The 25481-nt window shown below is 60.6% G+C and carries 23 protein-coding genes; 6 read left to right on the top strand and 17 right to left on the bottom strand.

Annotation, left to right across the window (positions count from 1 at the left end):
- Window positions 1–18 precede the first annotated feature (18 nt).
- The 6 genes from AC1DNW_RS00115 (at window position 19) to AC1DNW_RS00090 (ending at window position 5379) form a co-directional block, all read left to right on the top strand.
- Complete coding sequence (locus AC1DNW_RS00115; RefSeq protein WP_113309355.1) at window positions 19–342, top strand: metalloregulator ArsR/SmtB family transcription factor; 324 nt, start codon at window positions 19–21, stop codon at window positions 340–342.
- Window positions 343–398: 56 nt separating this feature from the next.
- Entirely contained in the window at window positions 399–845 is a 447-nt protein-coding gene (locus AC1DNW_RS00110; RefSeq protein WP_113309358.1) for an SRPBCC family protein, read from the top strand.
- 204 nt (window positions 846–1049) lie between these two features.
- A complete protein-coding gene (locus AC1DNW_RS00105; protein ID WP_113309362.1) occupies window positions 1050–2033 on the top strand; it encodes a tripartite tricarboxylate transporter substrate-binding protein in 984 nt (327 codons plus the stop codon).
- A 101-nt stretch (window positions 2034–2134) separates the two neighbouring features.
- A complete protein-coding gene (locus AC1DNW_RS00100; protein WP_113295434.1) occupies window positions 2135–2596 on the top strand; it encodes a tripartite tricarboxylate transporter TctB family protein in 462 nt (153 codons plus the stop codon).
- 9 nt (window positions 2597–2605) lie between these two features.
- Entirely contained in the window at window positions 2606–4111 is a 1506-nt protein-coding gene (locus AC1DNW_RS00095; protein WP_113309366.1) for a tripartite tricarboxylate transporter permease, read from the top strand.
- A gap of 92 nt (window positions 4112–4203) precedes the next feature.
- Window positions 4204–5379, top strand: coding sequence for a M20 aminoacylase family protein (locus AC1DNW_RS00090; RefSeq protein WP_113309370.1), 1176 nt, complete (start codon window positions 4204–4206; stop codon window positions 5377–5379).
- A gap of 6 nt (window positions 5380–5385) precedes the next feature.
- Here AC1DNW_RS00090 and AC1DNW_RS00085 read toward each other — a convergent pair whose 3' ends face one another.
- The 17 genes from AC1DNW_RS00085 to AC1DNW_RS00005 all read right to left on the bottom strand — a co-directional run bounded on the left by AC1DNW_RS00085 (window position 5386) and on the right by AC1DNW_RS00005 (window position 25052).
- Window positions 5386–7173 carry an adenine deaminase gene (locus AC1DNW_RS00085; RefSeq protein ID WP_113309373.1) on the bottom strand — a complete coding sequence of 596 codons (1788 nt, stop codon included), beginning with the start codon at window positions 7171–7173 and terminating at the stop codon, window positions 5386–5388.
- Window positions 7170–8090, bottom strand: coding sequence for a nucleoside hydrolase (locus AC1DNW_RS00080; protein WP_113309377.1), 921 nt, complete (start codon window positions 8088–8090; stop codon window positions 7170–7172). Before AC1DNW_RS00080 ends, AC1DNW_RS00085 begins: the two co-directional genes overlap by 4 nt.
- A gap of 4 nt (window positions 8091–8094) precedes the next feature.
- Complete coding sequence (locus AC1DNW_RS00075; RefSeq protein WP_113309381.1) at window positions 8095–9120, bottom strand: ABC transporter ATP-binding protein; 1026 nt, start codon at window positions 9118–9120, stop codon at window positions 8095–8097.
- Entirely contained in the window at window positions 9113–9892 is a 780-nt protein-coding gene (locus AC1DNW_RS00070) for an ABC transporter permease (RefSeq protein WP_113508357.1), read from the bottom strand. Before AC1DNW_RS00070 ends, AC1DNW_RS00075 begins: the two co-directional genes overlap by 8 nt.
- On the bottom strand, window positions 9889–10716 hold the full coding sequence (locus AC1DNW_RS00065) for an ABC transporter permease (RefSeq protein ID WP_113309388.1): 828 nt from the start codon (window positions 10714–10716) through the stop codon (window positions 9889–9891). The genes AC1DNW_RS00070 and AC1DNW_RS00065 overlap by 4 nt, the downstream gene beginning before the upstream one ends.
- Before the next feature lie 65 nt (window positions 10717–10781).
- Complete coding sequence (locus AC1DNW_RS00060) at window positions 10782–11804, bottom strand: ABC transporter substrate-binding protein (protein WP_113309391.1); 1023 nt, start codon at window positions 11802–11804, stop codon at window positions 10782–10784.
- Between the two features lies 1 nt (window position 11805).
- On the bottom strand, window positions 11806–12849 hold the full coding sequence (locus AC1DNW_RS00055; RefSeq protein WP_113309393.1) for a LacI family DNA-binding transcriptional regulator: 1044 nt from the start codon (window positions 12847–12849) through the stop codon (window positions 11806–11808).
- Window positions 12850–13018: 169 nt separating this feature from the next.
- Complete coding sequence (locus AC1DNW_RS00050) at window positions 13019–14452, bottom strand: efflux transporter outer membrane subunit (protein ID WP_113295444.1); 1434 nt, start codon at window positions 14450–14452, stop codon at window positions 13019–13021.
- Window positions 14453–14607: 155 nt separating this feature from the next.
- Window positions 14608–17718 carry an efflux RND transporter permease subunit gene (locus AC1DNW_RS00045; protein WP_477851724.1) on the bottom strand — a complete coding sequence of 1037 codons (3111 nt, stop codon included), beginning with the start codon at window positions 17716–17718 and terminating at the stop codon, window positions 14608–14610.
- 50 nt (window positions 17719–17768) lie between these two features.
- A complete protein-coding gene (locus AC1DNW_RS00040; RefSeq protein WP_113309400.1) occupies window positions 17769–18983 on the bottom strand; it encodes an efflux RND transporter periplasmic adaptor subunit in 1215 nt (404 codons plus the stop codon).
- A 151-nt stretch (window positions 18984–19134) separates the two neighbouring features.
- Entirely contained in the window at window positions 19135–19737 is a 603-nt protein-coding gene (locus AC1DNW_RS00035) for a TetR/AcrR family transcriptional regulator (protein ID WP_113309404.1), read from the bottom strand.
- Between the two features lie 97 nt (window positions 19738–19834).
- Window positions 19835–20779 (bottom strand): phosphoribosylaminoimidazolesuccinocarboxamide synthase, encoded by a 945-nt coding sequence (locus AC1DNW_RS00030; protein ID WP_113309408.1) that lies wholly within the window; start codon window positions 20777–20779, stop codon window positions 19835–19837.
- 77 nt (window positions 20780–20856) lie between these two features.
- Window positions 20857–22599 (bottom strand): SLC13 family permease, encoded by a 1743-nt coding sequence (locus tag AC1DNW_RS00025; protein ID WP_113309411.1) that lies wholly within the window; start codon window positions 22597–22599, stop codon window positions 20857–20859.
- Between the two features lie 108 nt (window positions 22600–22707).
- Window positions 22708–23391, bottom strand: coding sequence for a phosphoribosyltransferase (locus AC1DNW_RS00020; protein WP_113309422.1), 684 nt, complete (start codon window positions 23389–23391; stop codon window positions 22708–22710).
- 22 nt (window positions 23392–23413) lie between these two features.
- Window positions 23414–24208, bottom strand: coding sequence for a pseudouridine synthase (locus AC1DNW_RS00015; RefSeq protein ID WP_113309415.1), 795 nt, complete (start codon window positions 24206–24208; stop codon window positions 23414–23416).
- 165 nt (window positions 24209–24373) lie between these two features.
- On the bottom strand, window positions 24374–24580 hold the full coding sequence (locus tag AC1DNW_RS00010) for a hypothetical protein (protein WP_113295451.1): 207 nt from the start codon (window positions 24578–24580) through the stop codon (window positions 24374–24376).
- Between the two features lie 133 nt (window positions 24581–24713).
- Window positions 24714–25052 (bottom strand): hypothetical protein, encoded by a 339-nt coding sequence (locus AC1DNW_RS00005; RefSeq protein ID WP_113309419.1) that lies wholly within the window; start codon window positions 25050–25052, stop codon window positions 24714–24716.
- Between the last annotated feature and the right edge of the window lie 429 nt (window positions 25053–25481).

Raw genomic sequence — 25481 nt, 5'->3', positions numbered from 1 at the left:
AAATGGTTCCGTATCGACATGGATGAAGACGCGGTTTTTCGAGCTTTAGCGGACGGCAGCCGGCGACGGCTTCTGGATCGACTGCATGCACGAAATGGCCAGACGCTCGGCGAATTGGGTGAAGAGCTGGAGATGACGCGTCAGGCGGTGGCGAAGCATCTCGGCATTCTCGAAGAAGCGAACCTCGTCTCCACGCGCCGGCAAGGGCGCGAAAAGCTGCATTACATCAATCCGGTTCCGATCAACGAGATCGCGGACCGGTGGATCAGCAAGTTCGAGCGCCGTGCATTAGAGGCGCTCTCCGATCTCAAGAAGAGCCTCGAGGGCAGCAAAGACGAATGAATCGTCCCACCTGCCGGCGAGGGTGTGAACAAGCCTTGGCCAAAGGGAGTATCATCATGGCTGGCAGCGCATTCAATTACGTCACCTATATCCGCACCACACCGGAGCAGCTCTGGTCGGCACTCACGACATCGGAATTCATCAAGAAATTCTGGCTTGGCGTGCAGTTCGAAACCGATTGGAAAGTCGGTTCTGCCTGGGAGATGCGCTATTCCGACGGAACCGTCACAGATACCGGCGAAATCCTTGAATTCGACCCACCCAAGCGCCTTGTCCTGAAGTGGCATAATGAGTTCAGGCCGGAGCTCAAGGCGGAAGGGTTTTCTCGATGCGTGATAGAGCTTGAGCCGATCGGCGAGGCGGTCAAGCTGACGCTGACGCATTCGATACCGGTAGAAGGTTCCAAGTTCATCGGCGCGGTCTCCGGCGGATGGCCACAAATTCTCTCCAATCTCAAATCGCTGCTGGAAACGGGCGAAGTCGTCCTTCCACCCAACCGGTGAAGGTCAAGTGATGGGTGGATTTCCACCCATCACTTTAACCATTTGTTTCCAAATCGACCCATGCTGCGGCGCACTGTCGCAAAATCGTCATTCCTCTCCTCTGATCGCGATTGCGGCCGTCAGTCCCTGGCCTGCAAATGAGCCATCCGAACCGGTGCGGAGGATGCGCCGGAGAACGATCCATTTTCATCAGGGAGGAAAACGATGAAAATCCTGAAGGCCATGCTCGGCGTGACCGCCGCCGCTGCCGTTTCGCTTCTCGCCAATGCCGCTTCGGCGCAGACATATCCCGAGCGCACCATTACCATGGTCGTGCCTTTCGCCGCCGGCGGCCCGACCGATACCGTTGCGCGCCTCGTCGCTGAATCCATGTCGAAGGACCTCGGCCAGCAGATCGTCGTTGAAAATGTCGGCGGTGCCGGCGGCACGCTCGGCGCCGGCCGCGTCGCGGATGCCGATCCGGATGGCTATACGATCCTGCTGCATCATATCGGTATGGCGACCAGCGCCACGCTTTACCGCAAGCTCGCCTATGACACACTGAACGCCTTCGATTATGTCGGTCTCGTCACCGATGTTCCGATGACGATCGTTGCCCGCAAGGATTTTGAGCCGACCGATCTCAAGGGCCTGGTCGACTATGTGAAGGCGAACAAGGACAAGGTTACCGTCGCCAATGCCGGTATCGGCGCCGCATCCCACCTTTGCGGCATGATGTTCATGAGCGCTATCCAGACGCCGCTGACGACCGTTCCCTACAAGGGAACCGGCCCGGCCATGACCGACCTTCTCGGCGGCCAGGTCGATATCATGTGCGACCAGACGACCAATACGACAAAGCAGATCAAGGGCGGTACGATCAAGGCCTATGCCGTGACATCGTCGGCCCGCCTCGATGTGCTCAAGGACATTCCCACGGCGGTCGAAGCCGGCCTGCCGGGCTTCGAAGTCGGTATCTGGCACGGCATCTACACGCCGAAGGGCACGCCGGCCGAAATCAACGAGCGCCTGTCGAAGTCGCTGCAGATTGCGCTGAAGGACCAGAATGTTGCCGCCCGCTTCGCCGAGCTTGGCACCGCTCCCTCGTCGGACGCTGATGCGACCCCGGCGGCGCTGAAGGCGAAGCTCGAGAGTGAAATCGCCCGCTGGAAGCCCATCATCGAAGCTGCCGGCGAATACGCGGACTGAGCCCGACAGCCGCATTCATACCCTCCTCCCGATCGGGGAGGAGGGTATTTGCGCAGTCTCATGTCCGTCGCGACGCCCCATCTCCAACCCCAGGAGACATCATGAAATCTCTCAGTTTCGACACCACCAATGTCATATGCGGTGCCCTGCTTGCCGCGGCCGGCGCCTTCTTTGCCTATCAGTCGCTGAACCTCGACCTCGGTACGGCCTTTCGCATGGGGCCTGGCTATTTCCCGCTCGTTCTGTCAGGCATCCTCGTCCTGCTCGGCCTGATTATTCTCGTCCAGGCCGTGCGGGTTCAGGGCGAGCCGATCGATCCATTTGCCTGGCGCGGCATGCTCTTCATCCTGCCGGCGCCGGTCTTCTTCGGGCTGACGGTCCGCGGGCTCGGTTTTGCTCCGGCAATCTTCCTGACGGCCTTCATCGCTTGTTTTGCATCCAGTCGCATGAACGTGCTGTTCGCGCTGGTTCTCTCGCTGCTGCTGACGGTCTTTTCGGTTGGGGTCTTCAGCTACGCACTTGGGCTGCCGTTCGAACGTTTCGGCCCCTGGGTCCGGTTCTAGGAGGCGGGTATGGAACTCTTCAGCAATCTCGCACTCGGTTTCTATACGGCGGCAAGCCCGGAAAACCTGTTCTTCTGCCTTATCGGCGTGCTGCTCGGCACGCTGATCGGCGTGCTGCCCGGTATTGGTGCCACGGCAACGATCGCCATGCTGCTGCCGATCACCTTCCAGCTCGAGCCTGTTTCCTCGCTCATCATGCTCGCCGGCATCTATTACGGCGCGCAGTATGGCGGCTCGACGACGGCAATCCTCATCAACATGCCGGGTGAATCTTCCTCGGCCGTGACAGCCATCGACGGCTATCAGATGGCGCGCAAGGGCAGGGCGGGTGCTGCGCTCGCGATTGCCGCGCTTGGCTCTTTCTTCGCTGGCACGGTCTCGACCTTCCTCGTGGCTGTCTTTGCGCCGCCACTGACGGCGATTGCACTGCAATTCGGTTCGGCCGAATATTTCTCGCTGATGATCGTCGGCCTCGTATCCTCGATCGCGCTGGCACATGGCTCGGTCGTCAAGGCGCTGGCGATGGTGGCGCTTGGACTGCTGCTCGGCCTTGTGGGCACGGATATCTATACCGGCACGCCGCGCTTCACGCTCGGCATCCGCGAATATGCCGACGGATTGAATTTTGTGGCGCTTGCTGTCGGCGTCTTCGGCATCGCGGAAATCCTGCGCAATCTGGAAGGCGAGAAGACGCGCACAGTGTTGATGGCAAAAGTCTCGGGGCTGTTGCCGTCGAAGGAGGAATTCAGGCAGATGATCGCGCCAATCATTCGCGGCACTGTCATCGGCTCGGCGCTCGGCATCCTGCCGGGCGGCGGCGCGATCCTCGCCTCCTTCGCTTCCTATACGGTGGAAAAACGCGTTTCCAAGAAGCCGGAGGAATTCGGTCATGGTGCAGTTGCCGGCGTTGCAGGGCCGGAATCGGCCAACAATGCCGGTGCGCAGACCTCGTTCATTCCGCTGCTAACGCTCGGCATTCCGGCAAACCCGGTCATGGCGCTGATGGTCGGCGCGATGATCATCCAGGGCATCGTACCGGGTCCGAACGTGGCGACAGAACAGCCGGCGCTCTTCTGGGGGATCATCGCCTCCATGTGGATAGGCAATCTGATGCTCGTCATCCTCAACCTGCCGCTGATCGGCCTGTGGGTGAAGCTGCTGACAGTGCCTTATTACGTGCTCTTCCCGATCATAATGGCCTTCTGCTCGATCGGGGTCTACAGCGTCAATTCCAACGTCTACGACCTCTATGCCGTCGCCTTCTTCGGTCTCATCGGCTACGTGCTCGCAAAGCTCCGCTGCGAGCCGGCGCCGCTGCTGCTTGGCTTCGTGCTCGGGCCACTGCTGGAGGAGAACCTGCGGCGCGCCATGATCCTGTCGCGTGGCGATGCGACGACCTTCGTGACGCGACCTATCAGCGCCATTCTGCTGACGATCGCCGTGGCGGTGCTGATTATCGTCTTCCTGCCGAGCGTCAAGCGCAAGCGTGAAGAGGTCTTCGTCGAGGAGGCGTGAGGGGTTGCGCTCTCTGCCTGTTTGTTGAAGAAAGAACGATCTGATGCGGGCGCCGTCGGGCGCCCGTTTCGCTTTACAGGATATCCAGGCTCATGAGCATCCCCGCCCGGATCAGCAACGATCTGCCTTTTCTCACCAATCTCCGCCGCGATCTACATGCCCATCCCGAACTCGGCTTCGAGGAGGAGCGCACCAGCGGTATCGTCGCGAAGCTGCTGGAAGAGTTGGGCATCAAGGTGCATCGCGGCCTCGGTGGCACCGGAGTCGTCGGCACGCTGCAGATCGGTAACGGTACGCGCACGATCGGGCTGAGGGCGGATATGGATGCGCTTGCCATGCCGGAGACAGCAGATCGTCCCTACAAGTCGACGGAACCGGGCAAGATGCATGCCTGTGGCCATGACGGGCATACGGCAATGCTGCTCGGCGCGGCGCGGTATCTGGCAGAAACGCGAGGGTTCTCCGGCACGGTGCATTTCATCTTCCAGCCGGCCGAGGAAGGCCGTGGCGGGGCGAAGCGCATGGTCGAAGAAGGGCTGTTCAAGCAGTTTCCCTGTGATGCCGTCTATGGGCTGCACAATATGCCAGGGCTTGCCATCGATGAAATCGCCGTTGTGGAGGGGCCACAGCTTGCTTCGTCGGATAGCTGGCGGATCACGTTCCGCGGTGTTGGCACGCATGGCGCAAAGCCGCATCTCGGGCGTGATCCAATCACGGCTGCCGGCACCTTCCTATCGTCGCTGCAGACCATCGTTGGGCGTGTCGTCGATCCTCTTCAGCCGGCGGTCGTCAGCGCCTGTTCGGTCCAGGCCGGCAATCCCAGGGCATTGAACGTCATCCCTGATATCGTCGAGATCGGCGGGACGGCCCGCGCCTATTCGCCTGAGGTTCGTAACCAACTCGAGGCCGAAATCGGTCGCCTGGCGCAGGGAACGGCCGCGATGTTCGGCATCTCGGCAGACTATGAATTCGAACGTCGCATTCCTCCTGTGGTCAACAATGCGGATGCAACGGCGCGGGCGCTGGGTGCCGCGCGGGGCGTCTTTGGCGAAAAGGTGCGCACGAGCTTTCCGCCGTCCACGGCCGGCGACGATTTCGCTTTCTTCGGACAGAATGCGCCGGGCTGCTACGTCTGGCTCGGCAACGGCCCTGCCGTGGATGGCGCGCTGCACCACAATACCGCCTACGACTTCAATGACGAGGCGCTCGGATATGGCGCAGCCTATTGGGTGGCACTTGTGGAGCAAGAGCTCAAGGCCGAGGCGTAAACCGCCTCAGAGGGTTTCCAATATCGGGCTCTCCAGCACTTTGCCGGTAACGACATCGGCGATGCCGCGGTCGGTCTGGTGTGGGCCGACATTGCAGGCAAGCGTAGCGCCGAAGCAGGCCTTGAAGACCAAATAGGGTGGCTTCCAGTCGACGATCTTCTCCATGGCCTTGCGGATGCCGGCAAAGCCGTTGGCGGATTCCTGGAGGGAAGCGTCGCTCACGAGGCCGGAGAGTGGCAGAGGTAGAAGGACTTCGACCTGGCCGTCCTTTGCGACGGCCATGCCGCCGCCGACTTCGATGACGGCGTTTGCCGCAAGCGCCATGTCGCGTGCATTCCCGCCGAAGACGGTGAGGTTGTGGCTGTCATGCGAGACAGTGGTGCAGAAGGCACCGCGCCATTCGCCCCAGCCGGTCAGGAAGCCGATGCGCGGCTTCCCATCCGCCAGTCCATGGCGATGCGCGACAGCGATCATGGCACTGCCGGCGGGTGGCACGACGAAGCCGTCACGAACGTCGGCTTCTGCCTCGCCCCATTGGGTGAAGCGCGGTCGATCGATCGTCGCGAGACGCACTCTGGTGCCTTCAGCGGGAATGCGGAAGTCATCGTCGGTGAGCTGTGCGAGCTTGACCGAGCGCAGGAGCGGGCTTGTATCGAATGGCTGGGTGGGTTCCGTCACCACGCCGTTTTCGGCGACCAAGCGGCCATTGGCGATGACGGTGCGGGCCTTGAAGTCGGCCAAGTCTTCGAACAAGACGAGATCGGCGCGGCGACCTGCTGCGATGAGGCCGAGATCGGAGCGTTTCAATCGCTGTGCCGCATTGAAGGTTGCTGCGCCAAGCGCCCATTCCGGCCTCATGCCGTAGCGAACGAGGCGACGTACCACGTCGTCAAGGCCACCATTTTCATGGAGTTCATCGGGGAAAACGTCGTCGGTGCAGAGCGTGACGGTCGATGGCAGGTGGCCGATGCCGTTCAACGCTTCGACGAATTCCTTAAGCAGATGATCGTGAGAGCCGCGCAGCTCGATCGTCATTCCGGCTGCGAGTTTCTGCAGCAGGTCGGGGCCCGATGTGAGCTCGTGATCGGAGGTGACGCCGGCCGCCATGAAGGCATTGAGGTCAGCACCATCAAGTCCGCGGGCATGGCCGCAGACGAGCTTGCCGGAGGTCAGGCCGGCATTGACGATGGCTGTCAGACGAGGATCGCCATCGATGACGCCACGCATGTTCATGACCTCGGCGACGCCGCCGATTGCCGGCGTACGCAGCAGGTCGGCGATGATGTTGGCGTCGAAATCCGCGCCGGCCAGTTCGAGACCGGGGGCGGAGGGAACGCAGGAGGGGGCAAGCAGGATCATACGCAGCGGCAGGCAGCGCGAGGCTTCGATTGCCCACCGCACGCCGTCGAGACCATGGACGTTGCCGAATTCATGCGGATCCCAGACGATTGTCGTGACACCGCGCGGCAGTACGGCTTCCGCATATTCCGCCGGCGTGACCATCGAGCTTTCGATATGCATATGCGTATCGATCAGCCCGGGAGAGATTACGCTGCCGGTGGCATCGATTACGCTTGCGGAATCGCTTCGGCTTGCCGGCGCGTGGACGCTTGCGATCAAAGCGCCGACGAGGCCGATATCGGCCTCGCGGATCAGGCCGGTGACGGTATCGAGAATGCGGCCGCCAGTAATAAGCACATCGAAAAGACTATCGCCGCGAGCCGCTGCGACAGCACGGGCACGTAAGACCGGATCATTGAGATCGGCAGGTTCCTGGCGCAGGGTTGCGGTCATTTGCGGGCCTCGTTGACCAGGGCGGCGAGAATGATGACACGCGCCATTTCGGCATCGATGTCGGCGGCGAACTGAGCATTGAACGTTGCGTGAGTGGCGCGGGTTTCAACGACAGTGCGCCCACGCGTGTGCTGGCCCTGCAGTTCCGCATCGATGCGAGCGGGGCGGAAGCTTACCACCTGCGGCGCGACGAAGGCGACGGCGGCCGAGGGATCGTAGATGGCCATGGCTGCGCGTCCGCGGCTGGTGCCGATCCTGATGTAACCGGCGAACATGTCGGCGATCAGGTCGGCATTGGCACCGCCCGCCGCACGTACTGGATCGGCATCCTCGGGCTTTGCGAGAACCTTGCGGCAGAGGTCGAGGTCGACCATGCGCAGCGGCAGCTTGTGAGCGATGACGATCGCCAGCGCCTCCGGGTCGGCAAGGGCGTTGAATTCGGCGGAGGCCGTGTGGTTGCCCGAAGTGACGCCGCCACCCATCCAGACGAGTTCGGTGATGCCGGCTGCAAGATTGGGCCGCGCGAGCGCCAGTGCTGCGATATTCGTGAGCGGTCCGAGCGCCAGGATGCGATGCGGGCCTTCCAACTCCAGCCAGCGGCAAAGAGCGACAAAGGCATCGCTGTCAGGAAGGATAGGGGCCGGCGGCAGGTGTTTGCCTGTCGTTGGAATGCCGCTTTCGCCGAGGATCGCCTGCGCCGTCTCTAGTTTGCCGAGGACGGGCATGTCGCGGCCGGTGTGAATCGGAAATTTCCAGCCAAAGGCCTTGGCAGCGCCCGCCGCATTGGTGCGCACCTGCGGCAGCGGCGCATTGCCGAAGACCAGCGAGACGCCGTCGATGTCGAGTTCGGCGTTCGTCACCACCATGATGGCGGCGATATCGTCGAAACCCATATCCGTGTCGATCCAGACGCCCATTATCTCACCCGAAACGCTTGAGGCTTGCGGAAGCTGCAACCGGCAGGTCGAAGGCGATCGTGCTGCCGAGTTCGTGTTGCGGCAGGGCGGCATCGACTTCCGCCTTGATCGGGCCAAGCGCGCTGTCCAGCAGATATTCGCGGCTATTGCCGGCGAAAGACGTGCCGCGCACGGCGCCCTGGAAAGGACCGGAACCAAGGATCACCGCGCGCGGCCGCCAGGCAAGGCCCGCCGCACCTTCCATGGCGGGGGCGGAGAGGGCGACAGGGCCGTTCGGCGTCGCAAGCTTTCCGTCCTTCAGCGCAAAGATGTTTTCGAAGCCGACGAAATCGGCAACGAAGGAGGAGACGGGCTTGTTGTAGATGTCCTCGGGCGTGCCGATCTGCTCGATGCCACCGTTCAGCATGACGATGATGCGGTCGGCAAGGGCAAGCGCTTCGGCCTGATCGTGCGTGACGAAGATCATCGTCACGCCGGTTTCCTTCTGCACGCGCTGCAGCTCGGCGCGCATTTCGAGACGCAGGCGGGCATCGAGATTGGAGAGGGGCTCGTCCAGTAGCAGCACCTTCGGTTCCATCACCATGGAGCGGGCAAGTGCTACACGTTGCTGCTGGCCGCCCGAGAGCTCACCGGGCTTTCGACCGGCAAATTTCGCAAGGCCGACGGATTTGATGCCGGCATTGACCTTGTCGTCGAGATCCTGACCGCGAAGGCCCTTGAGGCGTAGGCCGAAGGCAACGTTTTCAAAGACGGTCAGATGCGGGAACAGCGCGTAGGACTGGAAGACGAGGCCGACGGCGCGTTTGTTGGCGGAGACGCGGGTAATATCGGAGCCATCGAGATTGATGCGGCCGGAGGCTGGGTTCAGCAGACCGGCGATGGCGCGCATGGTCGTCGTCTTGCCGCAGCCAGAGGGGCCGAGAAGGGCTACCAGCTCACCCTTGGCGATCGACAGGTCGAGGTCCTTCACCGCGACCGTATCGCCATAGGCGAGTGTCAGCTTGTCGAGTTGAAGGTATGCATCAGACATAGCGAGAAAATCCCAGGAAGCGTTCGGCAAGGAAGACGATACCGATCGAAAGGAAGGCGAGTAGCGCGGAGAGCGCGGCAACGGAAGGGTCGTAGGTGGTCTCCATATAACCCAGCATGTCGATCGGCAGCGTGCGGACGCCGGGACCGGAGAGGAAGAGCGAGACTGGCACCTGATTGAAGCTGGTGACGAAGCCGAGGATGAAGGCAGCGAGAATGCCGCCGCGGATATTCGGCATGACGACGCGGAAGAAGGCGCCGAGCCGCGAGGAGCCGAGCAATACCGCGGCTTCCTCGATATCGGCGCGCAGGTTTCCGAGGCTCGCGGATACCACGCGTACGGCATAGGGCAGCACCAGTGCAGTATGAGCGAAGAAGAGTGCCAGCGTGATGTTGAAGCTGAAGGGCACGACCAGATACCGCAGCAGCGCCAGGCCGACAATGATACCAGGCACGATGATCGGCAGGGAGACGATGGTTCTCACCGTCTCCGACCCTGGCAGCCGGTAGCGCGACAGTGCATAGGCCGCGGGAATGCCGAGGATGAGAGCTGAGAGCGTTCCAAAGACCGCCAGAAACATCGACATGGCAAAGCTGTCGCGGAAACTGTCGATGGTGAAGACCTTGGCCACCCAGCGCAGCGACAGGCCCTGCGGCGGGAAGGCCAGCGTGTCGCCGGCCGAAAGCGAGGCAGCGATGATGATCAGGAAGGGGCCGATCAGGAAGACCAGCAACAGGAACAGCACGACCGGTGAGAAGAGGCGGATACTCATCGGCGGTTCCTTGCGGTGGCAAGGCGCTTCAGCAGAATATTGGCGGCAAAGCTCATGACGATCAGGATGAAGGCGATGACGCTCGCCGAGACGAAGTTATTGGCGACGGAGACCTGCTGGTACAGCAGCGTTTCCAGCATCAGCACCTTGGAGCCGCCCAGAATGGCGGGCGTGATATAGGCCGTCAGTGAGCCGGTAAAGACCAGCGTGCCACCGACGACAAGGCCTTCCTTGGTGAGCGGCAGGATGACCTTCCAGAAGACCTGGAACCAGTTGGCGCCGAGAACGCGGGCGGCGGGAATAGCGTCCTTCGGCATATTTTCCAATGCACTGATCAGCGACAGGATCATCAAAGGCAGGAAAAGCTGAAGCAGGCCGATGAAGACGGCGGTTTCCGTGAAGAGAAGGCGTAGTGGTTCTGCGCTCAGGCCGAGGCCGGTGATCGCTTCATTGACGATACCGGTGCGGCCGAGGATGACGATCCAGGCATAGGTACGGGCGACGGGCGAAATCATCAGCGGCAGGGTGATGAGACCGATCATGCGGCCCTTGCCCTTCGGCGGCAGATTAACGATCGCAAAAGCGGCGGCATAGCCGATGATGGCCGAAACTGCCGTCACCTCGAGGCCGAGCCGGAAGGTGCGGAAGAAGACGGTGCGGTTCAGCGTCTGAGAGAAGAAATCCACATAGGCGGCAAGCGTCCAGGCGCCGCCGCTGCGAAAGCCTTCAGAGAGCAGGATCGCGACAGGCAGCAGGAAGACCACGGCGGCGAAGATCGCTGCCGGCAGGGCAAGCGCCAGGGCTTCTGCGCGGTTCTGGAACATGAGACGCCTTTCGAGCTGAGGAAGGGTCGGTCCCGGCTGGCGCCGGGACCGATTTCAGCGACGGCTCACTGGCCGACCTTTTCATTCCATTCCTTCAGCCAGCCATTGCGGTTGTCGAGGGCGGCTGCGGAGGGGATGAGCTTCAAGCTTTTGGCGGTCTCTTCGCCGTAGGTGATATTGTTGGCGACCGCGTCGGAGACCTTGACCTCCTTGTTCGCCGGGCTGTCGATCAGCTTTTCGGCGAGCTTGGTCTGGACGTCCGTCGATAGCCAGAAATCCATGAACTGCAGGGCGAGGTCCTGGTTCTTTGAACCCTTGGTCAGCACCAGCACGTTCATGCCGCCGGTCTGGCCTTCCTTGGGCGTTGCCCATGCAACGGGAACATCGAGCTTGGTGAAGCCCGCCCAGGAGAAGCGGCCGATTGGAGCGGCCCAGATTTCTTCCTGCTGCATAAGCTGCACGAGCTGTGAGGACTTTTCATAGAAGGTGACGATCTCGTCCTTCTTTTCGCCGAGTGCTTCGATCGGCGCCTTGAGGTCCGGCGTGTCCTTGCCGAGCGCGAGGCCGAGCATATAGAGCGCCGGCGGGCCTTGGTTGGTCGTGACGTTCGGGAAGGCGACGTGGCCGACATATTCAGGCTTCAAGAGATCGGCCCAGGACTCGATCTTCATCTTGTCGGAGCGATAGGCGATCGAGGTGGCGTAGAAGGTGTAGCCGACGCTCATGCCATCGGCGTTCGGATCCTTGGCGATATCGTAGAGCTTGGACAAATTTTCGAGTTTGGACGTATCGAGCTTGTCGATCAGGCCGGCGCGGGAAGCGGCGAGCCCATCAGCCATGGAGACGGCTGCAAGATCGATGACCGGATTGGCCTTGTTGGCTTCCATCTTGGCGAGGCGCTCGACGCTGTTGCCGGTCTCGACAATAAGCTTGCAGCCGCATTTGGCCTCGAAGGGATCGTAGACGATCGTCTTGAAGTCATCCTGTGCGAAAGCATAGACGGAAACGGTCAGCGTCCGTTCCTGAGCTGCGGCGCCGAAGGGGGAAAGTGCGGCCAGCGCCATCGATGCAATGAGGGTTTTCTTCATTCTACATGTTCTCCATCTCTGAGATTTTTGGTGCCGGGTTCGCGCGCCCGGATGAGTGGCGGATGATGAGCTGCATGGGTACGCGTTCGGTCTTCGCCGTGACCAGCACGCCCTCCCGAGTGCCGCTTTCGTTTATTCTGTCGATAAGCGCGGAGACGGCGATATCGGCAATCGTATCCATGTCCATCCTCACCGTCGTTAGCGACGGCGTGACGACGGGCGACCAGATGAGATCATCGAAGCCGGTGACACTGACATCGCCGGGCACGCTGATCCCCTCTTGCTGAAGTTCGGTCAGTGCGCGCAGAGCCTGCAGGTCGGAAAGGGCTGCAAAGGCGGTGAAGCCCTGACCCGCCTTTTCCGCAAGGCCCAGCCGGCAGCCGGCGCCCGTCTCGGTTTCCAACCGCTCGATCCAGAGCGTTTCGGAGCGCATGCCGGGCGCCAGGCCGGCCCTGATGCCGCCGGCTCGGTCATTCTGGACATTGGATTCGTGATTGTTGCCGATGATCAGGATCTGCTTGTGGCCGAGGCCGGCGAGATGGGTGGCGATTTCCCTGCCGCCCTGCCAATGGTCGGCAGCGACCGTATTGCCGGGCGTGGAGGCTGTGTCGATAACCGCAACCGGGCAGCTTGCGGCGGAAATACGGGTGGCGCGGCGAGGCACGACCACCATGCCGTCGACGCCGCGTTCCACCAGCCGGTTGATCGCCTCGGTCTGCGCCGTGATATCGCCGCGAGAGTCGGCGATCAGCACTCCGTAGCCGGCGGCGGATGCGGCAGATTCGATGGCCTGGGCAATTTTTGGGAAGAGGGGATTGGCGATATCAGGCAGGACAAGACCGAGCACGCCGCTGCGGCCCGTACGCAGCGCCCGCCCGGCCTGGCTCGGCACATAGCCGAGTTCGGCGGCATGCGAGCGAATTCTTTCGATCAGAGCGTCGGAAACCCGGCCCTTGCCGGAGAGCGCATTCGAGACCGTGGCAACAGAGACGCCGAGCGACGTCGCTATCCTGCTGAGGTTGGGTCCCGAGCGTTGTGAAGCCATTGTTTTGAAGTTCTGCGCTTAATCGTTTAATCAACTGCATAGCGTAGCGATTGCGGCTTGTCGAATCCAAATTCCTCCAATGTGTATATTATCTGTCGCGGCAGATATTCACGCAAAGAAAAAGCCCCGCGGAAACCGCGGGGCTTCGGAACAATACTATGCGAGGAGTTTAGGTGCCCTTGGTAACCTTGACCGGTCCCGAACCGGTGGTCTTGCCGCCCGGAGCGAAGCCGCCACCGGTTGCGATGTTGAGCGCAGCGTAATCCTTCGCCATCTGCTGAACAGCGGCGGCAAGGCTTGCCTGAGCGAGGGAGACCTGACGCTGGGCGTCGAGAACGTCGAGCAGCGAAGAAGCGCCGTCCTTGTAGGATGCCGTCGAAAGCTCGAGGGTTTCCTGCGTCGTCCTGACCTGAGCGCGCAAGGCGTCAACGGTCTGGGCGTCACGGCGAACGGCCGAAAGGGCATCCTCGACCTGCTGGATTGCCGTCAGGACGGTCTGTTTCCAGGCGAGGTAGGATGCGACTGCGTCAGACTTGGAAACGTCGACATTGGCGCGCAGGCGGCCACCGTCGAGGATCGGCAGGTTCAGGGTCGGGCCGAAGGACCATGCCGACAGGCCGCCATGTATGCCGCGCTGGTTAATGTAGCTCGGTGAGATCGAACCTGAGAGCGAGATCGACGGGTAGAGCTGAGCCTCTGCGACACCGATCTGGGCAGTAGCGGCGGCGAGGTTGCGCTCGGCCTGGCGAATATCTGGACGGTTGCGGATCAGGTCGGCCGGAATGCCGGAATTGATGCCGCCGCGGAAAGTCGGCTGGCCGGAGCCACGCAACAGTTCATCAACCATCGAACCGGCCGGCTGGCCGAGGAGGGTGGCGATATGATGGGCCGAAACGCGAATGTTGGTTTCGAGGCCGGGGATTTCTGCGAGCGTCGACTGGACAAGACCCTCAGCCTGCACGACGTCGAGGCGGGATGCCGCGCCTGCATCAAGCTGGAACTTGGTGAGGTCGTAGGTTTCCTGACGGGACTTCAGGTTGGCCTTCGAAAGCGCCAGACGCTGCTGGAAGAAGCGCAGATCAATGTAGGTTGAGACAAGGTCCTGGATGTAGGACAGCTTGGCGATGTCGGCACCCGCGTAAGCGGAATCAAGAGAGGCGAGGGCGCTTTCCTTGCTGCGCTTGTAGAGTCCGAACAGATCGAGCAGCCAGGACAGGGAAAGCTGTCCGGCGCTGGTGTTGCGGGTGTCGAATTGGGTACGGAGTTCGCCCCCCTGGCCACTGATGGTGTGGGAAGCACCGACATCGAGGGCGGGCAAGGCGCCGGCGCCGGCGATGGTGACGTTGGCGGATGCGGAATTGATACGCTCGATCGCTTGTTGAATCGTCAGGTTCTGGCTAAGGCCGGTCTGGACAAGGCTGTCGAGCTTGCGGTCGTTATAGGCGGTCCACCAAGCCGTGGTAGCGACATCGCCGATGTTCTTTTTGCCACCTTCACTGAATTTTCCAGGAAGCGCCATTTCAGGAGGTACGTGATCAGGGCCTACTACGCAGCCCGATAGCAATAACAATAACGCCGGTGTGGCATAACGAAGGGGTACCATGCATTTCATCCTGTAACTCGAGCAAGTCAATTCTTGTCCCGAAGCGTCATGCTTCACTATCGGCTAACGCGCCTCGTTCCATACGCAAAACATCATGCCGAAGCAGTCCGTGCGCAATGTAGCAATCTGAAAAGCTTTCTCACAGTGCATTTATATCACACTCCCGCCTCATTTTTTTGCCGTGTGGCAAAGATGCGGCGGATGACGACGAAGAAGCTCGGCACGAAGAAAATGCCCAACATCGTCGCAGCGAGCATCCCGCCGAGCACACCGATGCCGATCGCGTTCTGGGCGGCGGAACCCGCGCCTGTTGCGATCGCCAGCGGCACGACGCCGAGGATAAATGCCAGAGAAGTCATGATGATGGGACGCAGGCGCAGCCTTGCTGCTTCCAGCGTCGCCTCGAAGAGACCCAGCCCTGTCTCCATCCGGTCCTTGGCGAATTCCACGATCAGGATCGCGTTCTTCGCCGCAAGGCCGATGGTGGTGAGCAAGCCCACCTTGAAATAGACGTCGTTCGCCTGCCCGAAGAGCGTTGCCGCGACGAGCGCCCCGAGCACGCCGACCGGCACAGCCATGATGACCGAGAACGGGATCGACCAGCTTTCGTAAAGCGCAGCCAGGCAGAGGAAGACGACGAGAACCGAGATCGCGTAGAGCATCGGCGCCTGCGAACCCGAGAGGCGCTCCTGATAGGAAATGCCCTGCCAGGCGACCGTATAGCCGCCGCCGAGCTGTTCGGTCAGGGCTTCCATCTCATTCATGGCTTCACCCGAGGAGACGCCTGGCGCCGCGCCGCCATCAAGCGGAATGGCGCTGACGGCGTTGAAGCGGGCAAGAGACGGCGCGCCGTCGACCCACTGGGTGGTGGTGAAGGCGGAGAATGGCACCATTTCGCCGGCGTTGTTGCGGGCATACCAGTGGTTCAGATCGGTCGGCTGCATGCGGAAGGGCGCGTCGCCCTGCACATAGACCGGCTTGATCTCGCCGTTCAGCGTAAAGTCGTTGACGTCGCGGCCGGTGAAGATGATCGACAGCATGGAGTTGACCGAGGCGAGATCGACACCCATGGCGCCGATCTTCTCCTGATCGATCAGGATCTTCATCTGCGGCTCGACTTCCTTGTTGTTCGAGCGGAGTGCCACGACCTTGCCGGTGGCACCGGCCATCTGGATCAGCCGCTTGGAAGCGGCCGTCAGGGCTTGATTGCCGTGGCCGCCGGTATCCACCAGATACATGGAGAAGCCGCTCGACACGCCGAGGCCCTGGATTGCGGGCGGCAGCAGCGCAAAGACCTGCGCCTCGCGGATCGCAAAGAAGTTCTTGAGAGCTCGGTTGACCACCGACTGCGCGCTGAGGTTGGGATCGGTGCGCAGCGAGAAGTCCTTGAGCTTGGTGAAGACGATGGCGCTGTTCTGGCCGGAACCGTTGAAGCCGAAGCCGAGTGCGCCGAAGACGGATTCCACTGCATCCTTCTCGTTTTCACGGAAGTATTTTTCGACCTTTTCAACGACGGCCTGCGTCTGCTGCGTGGTGGAGCCCGGCGGCGTGGTGACGATGGTCAGGAGCACGCCCTGGTCTTCCTGCGGCAGGAACGAGCTCGGCAGACGGGTGAAGAGATAGGCGCAGCCGACGCCGACCAGCAGGAACACCAGCATGACACGGACCGGCCGCTTCAACAGGTAGCCGATGGTGCGGACATAGCCGTTGGTCGAGCGGGTGAAGTTGCGGTTGAACCAGTCGCCGATGCGATGCTTCTTGTGCTCGTTGACCGGCTTCAGCATCGTAGCGCAGAGCGCCGGTGTCAGCACGATGGCGACAAGCGCAGAGAGCAGCATGGCCGAAACGATGGTGATGGAGAACTGGCGATAGATGATGCCGGTCGAACCGCCGAAGAAGGCCATGGGGATGAAGACGGCGGTCAGCACGAGAGCGATGCCGACGATGGCCCCGGTGATTTCCCCCATCGATTTCTCGGTGGCCTCCAGAGGCGAAAGCTTCTCCTCCGACATAATGCGCTCGACGTTTTCCACGACGACGATGGCATCGTCGACGAGAAGGCCGATCGCCAGCACCATGGCGAACATGGTAAGCGTATTGATTGAATAGCCTGTGACCGCGAGGACGCCGAACGTGCCCAGAAGCACGACGGGAACGGCGATGGTCGGGATCAATGTCGCGCGCAAGTTCTGCAGGAAGATGAGCAGGACCACGAAGACGAGCACGATCGCCTCGATCAGCGTATGCACGACCTTCTCGATCGACAGCTCGACAAAGGGGGTTGTGTCGTAGGGATAGGTGATCTCGACGCCTTCCGGGAGGCCGCGGCCGATCGTTTCGAGCGCAGTACGGACACGGGCGGCAGTATCGATGGCGTTCGCGCCGATCGCGAGATTGATGGCGAAACCTGATGACGGCAGGCCATTATATCGCGAGCTGCCACCGTAGCTTTCCTGACCGATCTCGACGCGGGCGAGATCGCTGAGGCGGACGGTCGAACCGTCTTTTTCGACCTTCAGGATGATGTGTTCGAAATCAGCAACCGTGGTGAGCTGGCTCTGCGCAGTGATGGTGACGTTGATCTGCTGGCCCGGAACGGCCGGCTGAGCGCCGAGCGAGCCGACGGAGACCTGGGTGTTCTGTGCCTGGATGGCCGAGGTCACATCGCCGGGGGTGAGCTGGTATTTCTGCAGCTTGAACGGATCCAGCCAGACACGCATGGCGTAGCCGGAGCCAAACACATTGATGCTGCCTACGCCTTCCAGACGCTGGATCTGGTCTTCGATCGAGGTCGACATGATGTTGCCGAGGTCGACGGAGGTGCGCTTGCCGTCCGTCGAGACCAGCGAGCCGACGAGAAGAATGCTCGAGGTGGAACGCGTGACGCTGATACCGGCATCGATGACGTCGCCAGGCAGTTGCGACTGGACGAGCTGCAACTTGTTTTGCACCTGCACCTGCGCAATGTCAGGATCGATGCTGGTACCGAATGTCAGCGAAATGCTGGCTGAACCTGTCGATGAGGTCGAGGTCATGTAGGTGAGGTCATCGAGGCCGGTCATGCCGTCTTCGATAAGGGTGGTCACCGATTTTTCGACCGTCTCGGCGCTCGCGCCGCGATAGCTGGCGTTGATGCGGACCGTGGTCGGCGCAATGTCGGGATATTGCGAGATCGACAGCGTGAAGATGGCGAGCAGACCGCCGAGCATGATGGTGATCGCAATGACCCAGGCGAAGATCGGTCGTCGGATGAAAAACTTGGCCATCGGTTATTCCTGTACGGCTGGGACGGTGACGATACGAAAGCGCCTGCGCATTACTTTGCTGCGGGCTTCTGTTCGCCTCCGGCCACAGGCTGATCGGCAGGGATAACCACGCCGTTATCGTTGATCTTCATTGGAACCGGCTTCACCGGCATGCCTGATACAATCGACTGCAGGCCGCTGATGATCAGCTGATCGCCGTCCTTCACGCCTTGCGTCACCAGCCAGGAATTGTTGGAGGGTGTGGCATTTTCGAAGACCCGGGTCTCGACCTTGCCCTCGGTGGAAATGAACTGTGCGGTCAGGCGGCCGTTGGCATCGCGGGTTGTTGCAAGCTGCGGCAGGGAATATCCGGCTTCAGCACCGAGTTCGACCGTGGCGCGTACATACATGCCCGGCAGGACGACGCGGTTCGGATTTGGGAAAACCACGCGAATGATGAAGGTGCCGGTCGTTTCGCTGACGACCTGCTTCGACATGTCGAGCTTGCCCTTCTGATTATATTCCCGGCCGTCTTCGAGGATCAGGCGGAAGGCGACATTGTTGTCTTCGCCCTTGACCTCGCCGGCAGCCATCGCATCGCGCAGCTTCAAAAGGTTGGTGCTCGATTCCGTCAGCGAAATATAGATCGGATCGAGCTGGCGGATGGTGGTGAGCGCGGTCGACTGATTGGCCGCGACGAGGTTCCCGACATTATAGGCGGTCTGGTCGATAATGCCGTCGAAGGGCGCGATGATCTTCGTGTGGTCAAGGTCGATCTGCGCTGATGTCAGCGCGGCCCTGGCGGCTTCGACTTCGGCATTTGCCTGGGCAAGCGCCGTGCGGGCGGTTTCGAACTCGATCTGCGTCGCGCCGCTGCCGACCAGCCGCTGGTAGCGGTCGAAATTGCTCTGGGCGCTGGGCACGCTCGCCTGAGCCTTGGAGATGGTCGCCTGGGCCTGTTCGACAGCGGCGCGATAGGAGGCATCGTCGATCTGGTAGAGCAGGTCGCCCTTCTTGACCTCGCCGCCTTCCTTGAAGGCGATCTCGCGGATGATGCCGTTCACCTGCGGGCGGATATCGGCTACCTGGAAGGCTTCGGCGCGGCCAGGCAGGATCGTGGTGATCGGATAGGTGTCCTTTTTCAGCGTGACCACACCAACCGGAGCGGCCTGCTGGGCTGCACCGCCGCCTGCATTGCCTGCGGGCTTGCTGCCGCTCTCGTTGCAGGCGGCGAGGCCCATAACGAGCATGAGGGCCGAGGAGACGATGAGGGCAGGCCGAATCATGCTGAATTTCCTGTGCGGTGGCAGTAGCGGTTCAATCGCCGGCCCCTATGAGGCGCCGCTCTATATAAGAGTGATGATTGATCCGGAAACAGATGCCGTTATCCGATATTAAGAAAAGCTTTACGAAGTGACGTAATTCAGCAATCGTCACTTAGCAAGGGTTATTTTGCAGTGCGGCATCCACGAAACACACGATTTTTTCCGCACGATGGACAAGCGTGTTTTTGTCGTCCTTGGCGATGAGAATAGGATGCAGAACGCAGGCCAGAACGTCTGCGACGGTTCGGGCGGCAGCGTCTGTATTGTCGCAATGGTAGCTGCCTTCGGCTACACCTTCTCGGATGATCTCGCCGAGTTTGTGTTCTATCCGTTGGCGATAGCGATGACCGGCGTCGAGCTTGGCATCGATCGTAGAGATCACCATTTCGAAGATGTAGGGGTTCTGCTGGATATCCTGCAGATGGCTGTCGAGCAGGCGCAGGACGAAGCTCAACAATTGCTCCTTCGGCGGCAGGCTGGTGTCGACGGCGGCAAAGCGCTCCGTGGCATTGCCGAGATGGCGCTCGGCAATCGCATCGACAAGCACCGACTTTGATTGAAAATGCTTGAAAACATTGGCCGGCGACATGTGTAGCGACGAGGCGATGTCGGCGATGGAAACCGCGACGAAGCCGCGCTGGCGAAACAGTGTTTCCGCCGTCGAGAGGATATCCTTCCGAGTTTCTTCGGCCTTGCGTCTGGGCCTGCGTGCCATCTGTCCCCCGCCGGGCTTGGCCCGGCACCCCTTTTTCCAATGCTAGCGCGATTGGTTGAAAGGCTGCAAGCAGGCTTGCAGCTTTGTCTTCAACGGTTCAGGAAAAATAGGGCGCGAGATTTGCCCGGACACGCGCCGCTGGCGTTTCGCCGCGGTCGTCGGGTACGAAGCGTTCACCGGTGATCCATTCATAGGCTTTGATGTAGACGGCCGAGGTCTGCTCGATCAGCTCGACCGGAATCTCCGGAATTTCATCCTTATAAGGGTCGCAGCGCTCGACCACCCAGGCGCGCACGAAGTCCTTGTCGAAGCTGTCCGGCCGCTTGCCGGCTTCGAAGGCAGCGGGATAGGTTTCTGCCACCCAGTAGCGGCTGCTGTCGGGCGTATGGATCTCGTCGGCGAGAATGATGTTGCCATTCTCGTCCGTGCCGAATTCATATTTGGTGTCGACAAGGATCAGGCCGCGTTTTGCGGCTATGTCCTGGCCGCGGGCGAAAAGCGCCAGCGCATATTTGGAAAGCGTTTCCCACTGCTCTTTCGTCAGCAGTCCACGGCTGACGATTTCGGCCGGCGTCAGCGGTTCGTCATGGCCGCCGTCGAATTCCTTGCTGGTCGGCGTGATGACCGGCTCGGGAAGAACCTGGTTGTCGTGCATGCCGTCGGGTAGACGCATGCCGTACATCTCACGCTCGCCCTTTTTATAAAGCGTCAGGATTGAGGTGCCGGTCGTGCCGGCGAGATAGCCGCGTACGACGATCTCGACAGGAAGAATATCGAGCCGCTTGCCGATGACGACATTCGGATCGGGGTAGTCGAGGACGTGATTGGGGCAAATGTCCTTCGTTGCCTCGAACCAGTAGCGGGCCGTCTGCGTCAGCACCTGTCCCTTGTAGGGAATGCAGGTCAGGATGCGGTCGAAGGCGCTCAGCCGGTCGGTGCTGATGATAATGCGCCGGCCATCCGGAAGATCGTAATTCTCGCGCACCTTGCCGCGGTAGTAGTTCGGCAGTTCCGGGAAATGGGCTTCGGAGAGAATGCGCACGGTGCTCGGCTGTCCTTCTATCGGCTTAAACTGTCCCTGCTCTAGTTTCATTGCGGGGGAAGTCAAGCAAAGGCTCATCAAAGCCAGAAGAGGGTGATGAGAACGAGCGTAACTATATAGCCGGCGAGTGTCAGCGGCCAGCCGGCGCGCAGGAAATCGCCAAAACGGTAGCTGCCGATGCTCATCGACAGCGTATTGTTATGATGGCCGAAGGGTGTGAGGAAATCCTGCGAGGCACCGGCGGCCACCGCAATCAGATAGGCCTGTGGCGGCTGCTGGCCGGCTCTCGCAAATTCCAACGCGATCGGCGCGAGCACGATCGCGACCGTGGCATTGTTGACGAAGGGTGTCAGCGCCATGGCCAGAAACAGAACGAGTGCGATGCCCCACAGCGGATGGCTGATCGGGAAGGCTAGGCTCAGCCATGCTGCGATGGTCTCGGCCATGCCCGTTGTGGCGACAGCCTGACCGATCGGGATCATTGCCGCGAGCATGATGATGATTGGCCAATTGAGGTCCGCCATTGCATGACGAATGTTGAGATAGCCGGGCAGCGCGAGCGCCAGCACCACGAAGGCAAGAGCAATATCGGGGCGTAGGCCGAAGGCGGAAGCGACAACGCCGCAGGCAAAGATTGCAAAAGGCTGCCATGAAGCCGGCGATCCGGGGAAGGGCGCTGCGGAAGCAAGGGGCAGGCATTCACACTCTTCCAGCGCCTCAGCTATCGCCGCTTTCGGGCCCTCCAGCACCAATATGTCGCCGATGGAAAGCTGGAGATCCGCAAAACGTCCTTCGATACGGGGAGAACGCATCGACAGTGCTGAAACGGTGACGCCGCGAGTACGGAAGACTTCCAGCGAGGCGATGCGCGAGCCGACGACCGTGCTTTCCGGCATGACGACGGCTTCGATGCTGGCGAAATCCGGCTGCAGCCCATGCGGATGGGCGTTTGGCACCAGCGTTTGCGAGGCGGCCAGATCCGCGAAGACCGAATCCGCGCCCTGCGCCAACAGAATATCGCCCGGCTGAATGACCGATTGCTCGAGCGGGCCAAAGACGAAAGCCCTATCGCGGATCAGGGCATGCGGCTGGATGCCGAAACGCTCTGGACATTGGGCAAGTGTTACGCCGACGAGCGGCGAATGTTCGGGAATGCTGCGCTCGACGACGATGCGGCGGGCCGGCGGAGTTGGCACTTCCGCGACCTCGTCCGGCTCCGAAAACAATCGCTGCACGATCAGCGCGATCAGCAGAATGCCTGTTACGGCGACCGGAAGCCCGACATAAGCAAAGTCGAAGAAGCGGAAACCTTTGCCCGTGGTTTTCTCAAGCGCATCGCTGACGAGAAGATTGGCGGGCGTGCCGATCAATGAGACGAGACCGCCGAGAAGAGCGGCGAAGGATATTGGCATCAGGAGCTGCCGGCGCGGAATGCTCATGAGCGTGTTCAGCCGCAGCGCCAGCGGTAGGGTAATTGCGAAGGCGCCGATATTGTTCATGAAAATCGAGATGAAGCCGGTCAGAGCGGAGACGCCTGCTATGACCCGGAAATGCGAAAGGCCCGATGCCACAAAGCCCTCAGCGAGGCTGTCAAAGAGTTTGGTGCGCGCCAGAACCTGGACGACCATCAGGATTTCCACGACAGTGATGACCACCGGGCTTGCGAAGCCGGCAAAGATCCCGTCGGCAGGATAAAGGCCCAGCACATAACCCGCAAGTAATCCGCCGATCGCGACAACTTCTATGCGCAGGCGATCGAGGGAGAACAGGAAGAGCATCGCCACCAGCAGGATCAGGAGGGCTGCTTGCTCAAGCGTCATCGGCGGTTCCTGTCTTCGATCACACGCCGAATGTAGCTTTTCGTTCGGTGCTGTATAGCCCGCTCAGACGAAAGAATGATCGGTCCTGACATCTGATCTTGCTGCTGGTCAGGCCGGTCTGCGCCATTTTCCTTCGGCTGTCCGCTCTAGGACGGGCGTGGCAAAAACGCCTTTCGTGCGTGCCTGCCATTTGGGGCCTGCGGCATCGAGTTTGGCGGGCCAGCGGTCCGATTGCAGCATTGCCGCGCCAATGACGACGGGTTCTATGCCGCAGCTTGCGAGAAGATCGAGACCTGCGACGATCGAGGTTCCGCTCGATATGACGTCGTCGATCAGCGCGACGCGGCGGCCTTCCAGAAGAGGCAGCATGCGCGGATCGACATAGAGCCGTTTCTGTTGCTCCGGTGTGGTAATCGATGAGAGGGCGACCGACAATTCGTCGCGATACCAGAATTTGCGGGAGGTGCCGAGCGGCACATACCGGTCGTGTCCGAGCTTCTGGGCAACTGCTGCCGCAAGGGTCAGGCCGAGTGTCGGCAGACCGGCGACCACGTCGATAGCAAAGGGCTCTATTTTTGCGGCGAGGTCTTCGGCGAGTGCATCCAGCACTGTGAAGCTTGCCTGATTGATGATCAGCGAGGCCAACCCATGTTCGCCGTCCGAGAGTACGCGGATCGGCAGCCGCAACTGCCTGCCATCCTCGAGTTCCGCCACGAAGAAGGACGTGAAGTCACCGACCGTTTCAAAACTGCCCGGCGGATGGATATCCTGCCAGAAATCATGCGGCTTCATCTCGTTCATTCCCGATCCCTTATCATCTCGCCGGCGCGATCTTCCGGCGAAGATTCTTCAGTTCGGTCTCGGTCAGCGCCCTGACAGAACCCTTTGGCAGGTCGCCAAGCTCCAGCCCACCGATCGCCACACGCATGAGCCGGAGGCAAGCGATATCAAGTGCTTCCAGCATCCGGCGGATCTGCCGGTTGCGACCTTCATGCAGTTCTACTTCGATCCAGGAATTGCGGTCGCCTTCACGCAGCTTTCGGGCAGCTGTGGCGCGCAGCAGTTCACCTTCATGCCGAAGACCCGATGTCATGGCCGCCAGCATGTCATCGTCAGCGATCCGGTCGATCTGGACGTGATAGGATTTCGAGACGTGAGTGATTGGGTCGAGCAGCGCCTGGGCGAATTCCGTATCGTTGGTGAAGAGCAGCAACCCCTCGCTCGCCTTGTCGAGCCGGCCGACAGGCGAGAGGTGTGGGACATCAAACTCGGCCAGGCAGTCATAGACCGTCGGGCGACCTTCCGGATCATGGCGGGTGGTCACAAGGCCGCGCGGCTTGTTCAGCATCAGGTAGATCCTGGCCTCTGCGGCGATCTGCTTGCCATCGACCTTTATAATAGCGGTCGAAAGATCGACCCATGCCGAGGGATCGGTGACGATGCGATTGCCGACCTCGACGCGGCCCTCTGAAATCAGCCGTTCGGCCTGCGTGCGGGAACAATAGCCAAGCTTGGAGAGCGCGCGCGGAAGCGTAACCCGCTTGCCGGCCGGTTCGGCCACGGGTCTGTTGGGTTCGCGTGTTTTTTGCGGTGATCGCCGGTCTGTCACTTCGCCATCCCTGATGCGATTGCGAAAGCCGTTCTTTGCATGAACGACGTATGGATGCCAGCAATGGGGCTCGAAATTCTGGGGAGTAGGGGATTTCGGATGCCGAAAGGAACTATCAACGCTTCAGGAAAAGCGCAGTAGGGGAAGAAGAGCTTTTCTACCGCCTCAGGGGCAGGCCATGAAGCCGGCCAGTTCCTGCCGGTTCACCACGATGCCGGCAGCAGCCTTGGCCGGGTCCGGATGTGTGTAGGACAGGCTCGGCATTTCGGGGAGATCTAGCGCCTGGCGCATGTTCATGATGCCGACAGCAAGGCGCCCATCGCCGCCGTCGACGCTGACTTCAACGATCAGCTTCTCTCTCTTGTTTTCCATGATGTCCTCCCTTCATTTTTATGTTCCCACTGCTCGCATTAAAAATTGGTTTTTCTAAGACATAAGTGTTTACGCATCCTGCAAAAATTGGATTTGCAGGATGCGCAAAAATGTAGCGATGGAGGTTGGTGGTTCAACGCCACCAGTGGCGCTGTTCGGGCTGTGAGGCGCTCGACAGCATATAGCCCGCCAAGAAGCCGATCGCTCCAGCAACCAGAAGCGCCGTCGTGGTCGCTGCCGGATGTTCGCGGGCCGTGCCGGCGACTGCCGCACCTTCTGCCCGGATTTGGGCGACAGCGCTCTTGGCACGGGGAAGCGCGTCTTCATAAGCCTTGCCTGCGCGATCGCGCACTTCGTAATAGGCTTCGGCGCCCTGAGCGGAAATCATCTTCTGTAGGCGGGACACCTCCTGCTGCAGGGCGGCGATGTCCTTGCTGACGGATGTTCTGAGATCATCGGTACTGGCGGCCATATCTGTCTCCTTTCCTTCAATGGGGAGGGAAACACGGAAATGCGCGTTAGGTTCCGAGCCTTTCGCGACAATCCTTTATGACGCTCGTTTGACAGAGGCGGACGAGCGTCCATTTATTCGGTGTTAACCATAAAATTGGCCAAGGCACTGTTTTTTTGTGGCCTTTCCGCATTTTTGGGAGGGGTTCAGGATGATTTTTTATCGTTCAGTAAAAGATTGTTCGAGAATTTTGTCGCAAAGGGGATCTGTGGATAACTTAGTGCCAGAAAATCCCCTGTCGAATCAACCTGTTACAAAAATGTCAAAAAAGTTGGATTGGATGTGTTGACTGTTTCGAGGGTGTGGGATTATAAGCCCACTCACTGAACGAGGGCGGCGGCGCTGCTGGCGACGAAGTCTTTCGTTCTAAAGAAATCAAGCGAATTGGCG

The organism is Rhizobium sp. 05L429, assembly GCF_056397645.1.
This window is presented reverse-complemented; position numbering and strand designations above follow the sequence as displayed.

Bases quoted from the DNA above. Each gene is read 5' to 3' on its own strand.
- AC1DNW_RS00070 (WP_113508357.1), bottom strand. From the start codon at position 9,892: ATGAGTATCCGCCTCTTCTCACCGGTCGTGCTGTTCCTGTTGCTGGTC.
- AC1DNW_RS00115 (WP_113309355.1), top strand. From the start codon at position 19: ATGGATGAAGACGCGGTTTTTCGAGCTTTAGCGGACGGCAGCCGGCGA.
- AC1DNW_RS00010 (WP_113295451.1), bottom strand. From the start codon at position 24,580: ATGGAAAACAAGAGAGAGAAGCTGATCGTTGAAGTCAGCGTCGACGGC.
- AC1DNW_RS00100 (WP_113295434.1), top strand. From the start codon at position 2,135: ATGAAATCTCTCAGTTTCGACACCACCAATGTCATATGCGGTGCCCTG.
- AC1DNW_RS00050 (WP_113295444.1), bottom strand. From the start codon at position 14,452: ATGGTACCCCTTCGTTATGCCACACCGGCGTTATTGTTATTGCTATCG.
- AC1DNW_RS00110 (WP_113309358.1), top strand. From the start codon at position 399: ATGGCTGGCAGCGCATTCAATTACGTCACCTATATCCGCACCACACCG.
- AC1DNW_RS00060 (WP_113309391.1), bottom strand. From the start codon at position 11,804: ATGAAGAAAACCCTCATTGCATCGATGGCGCTGGCCGCACTTTCCCCC.
- AC1DNW_RS00040 (WP_113309400.1), bottom strand. From the start codon at position 18,983: ATGATTCGGCCTGCCCTCATCGTCTCCTCGGCCCTCATGCTCGTTATG.
- AC1DNW_RS00080 (WP_113309377.1), bottom strand. From the start codon at position 8,090: ATGGGCGTCTGGATCGACACGGATATGGGTTTCGACGATATCGCCGCC.
- AC1DNW_RS00065 (WP_113309388.1), bottom strand. From the start codon at position 10,716: ATGTTCCAGAACCGCGCAGAAGCCCTGGCGCTTGCCCTGCCGGCAGCG.
- AC1DNW_RS00020 (WP_113309422.1), bottom strand. From the start codon at position 23,391: ATGAAGCCGCATGATTTCTGGCAGGATATCCATCCGCCGGGCAGTTTT.
- AC1DNW_RS00075 (WP_113309381.1), bottom strand. From the start codon at position 9,120: ATGTCTGATGCATACCTTCAACTCGACAAGCTGACACTCGCCTATGGC.
- AC1DNW_RS00085 (WP_113309373.1), bottom strand. From the start codon at position 7,173: ATGACCGCAACCCTGCGCCAGGAACCTGCCGATCTCAATGATCCGGTC.
- AC1DNW_RS00025 (WP_113309411.1), bottom strand. From the start codon at position 22,599: ATGACGCTTGAGCAAGCAGCCCTCCTGATCCTGCTGGTGGCGATGCTC.
- AC1DNW_RS00005 (WP_113309419.1), bottom strand. From the start codon at position 25,052: ATGGCCGCCAGTACCGATGATCTCAGAACATCCGTCAGCAAGGACATC.
- AC1DNW_RS00090 (WP_113309370.1), top strand. From the start codon at position 4,204: ATGAGCATCCCCGCCCGGATCAGCAACGATCTGCCTTTTCTCACCAAT.
- AC1DNW_RS00045 (WP_477851724.1), bottom strand. From the start codon at position 17,718: ATGGCCAAGTTTTTCATCCGACGACCGATCTTCGCCTGGGTCATTGCG.
- AC1DNW_RS00095 (WP_113309366.1), top strand. From the start codon at position 2,606: ATGGAACTCTTCAGCAATCTCGCACTCGGTTTCTATACGGCGGCAAGC.
- AC1DNW_RS00055 (WP_113309393.1), bottom strand. From the start codon at position 12,849: ATGGCTTCACAACGCTCGGGACCCAACCTCAGCAGGATAGCGACGTCG.
- AC1DNW_RS00105 (WP_113309362.1), top strand. From the start codon at position 1,050: ATGAAAATCCTGAAGGCCATGCTCGGCGTGACCGCCGCCGCTGCCGTT.
- AC1DNW_RS00035 (WP_113309404.1), bottom strand. From the start codon at position 19,737: ATGGCACGCAGGCCCAGACGCAAGGCCGAAGAAACTCGGAAGGATATC.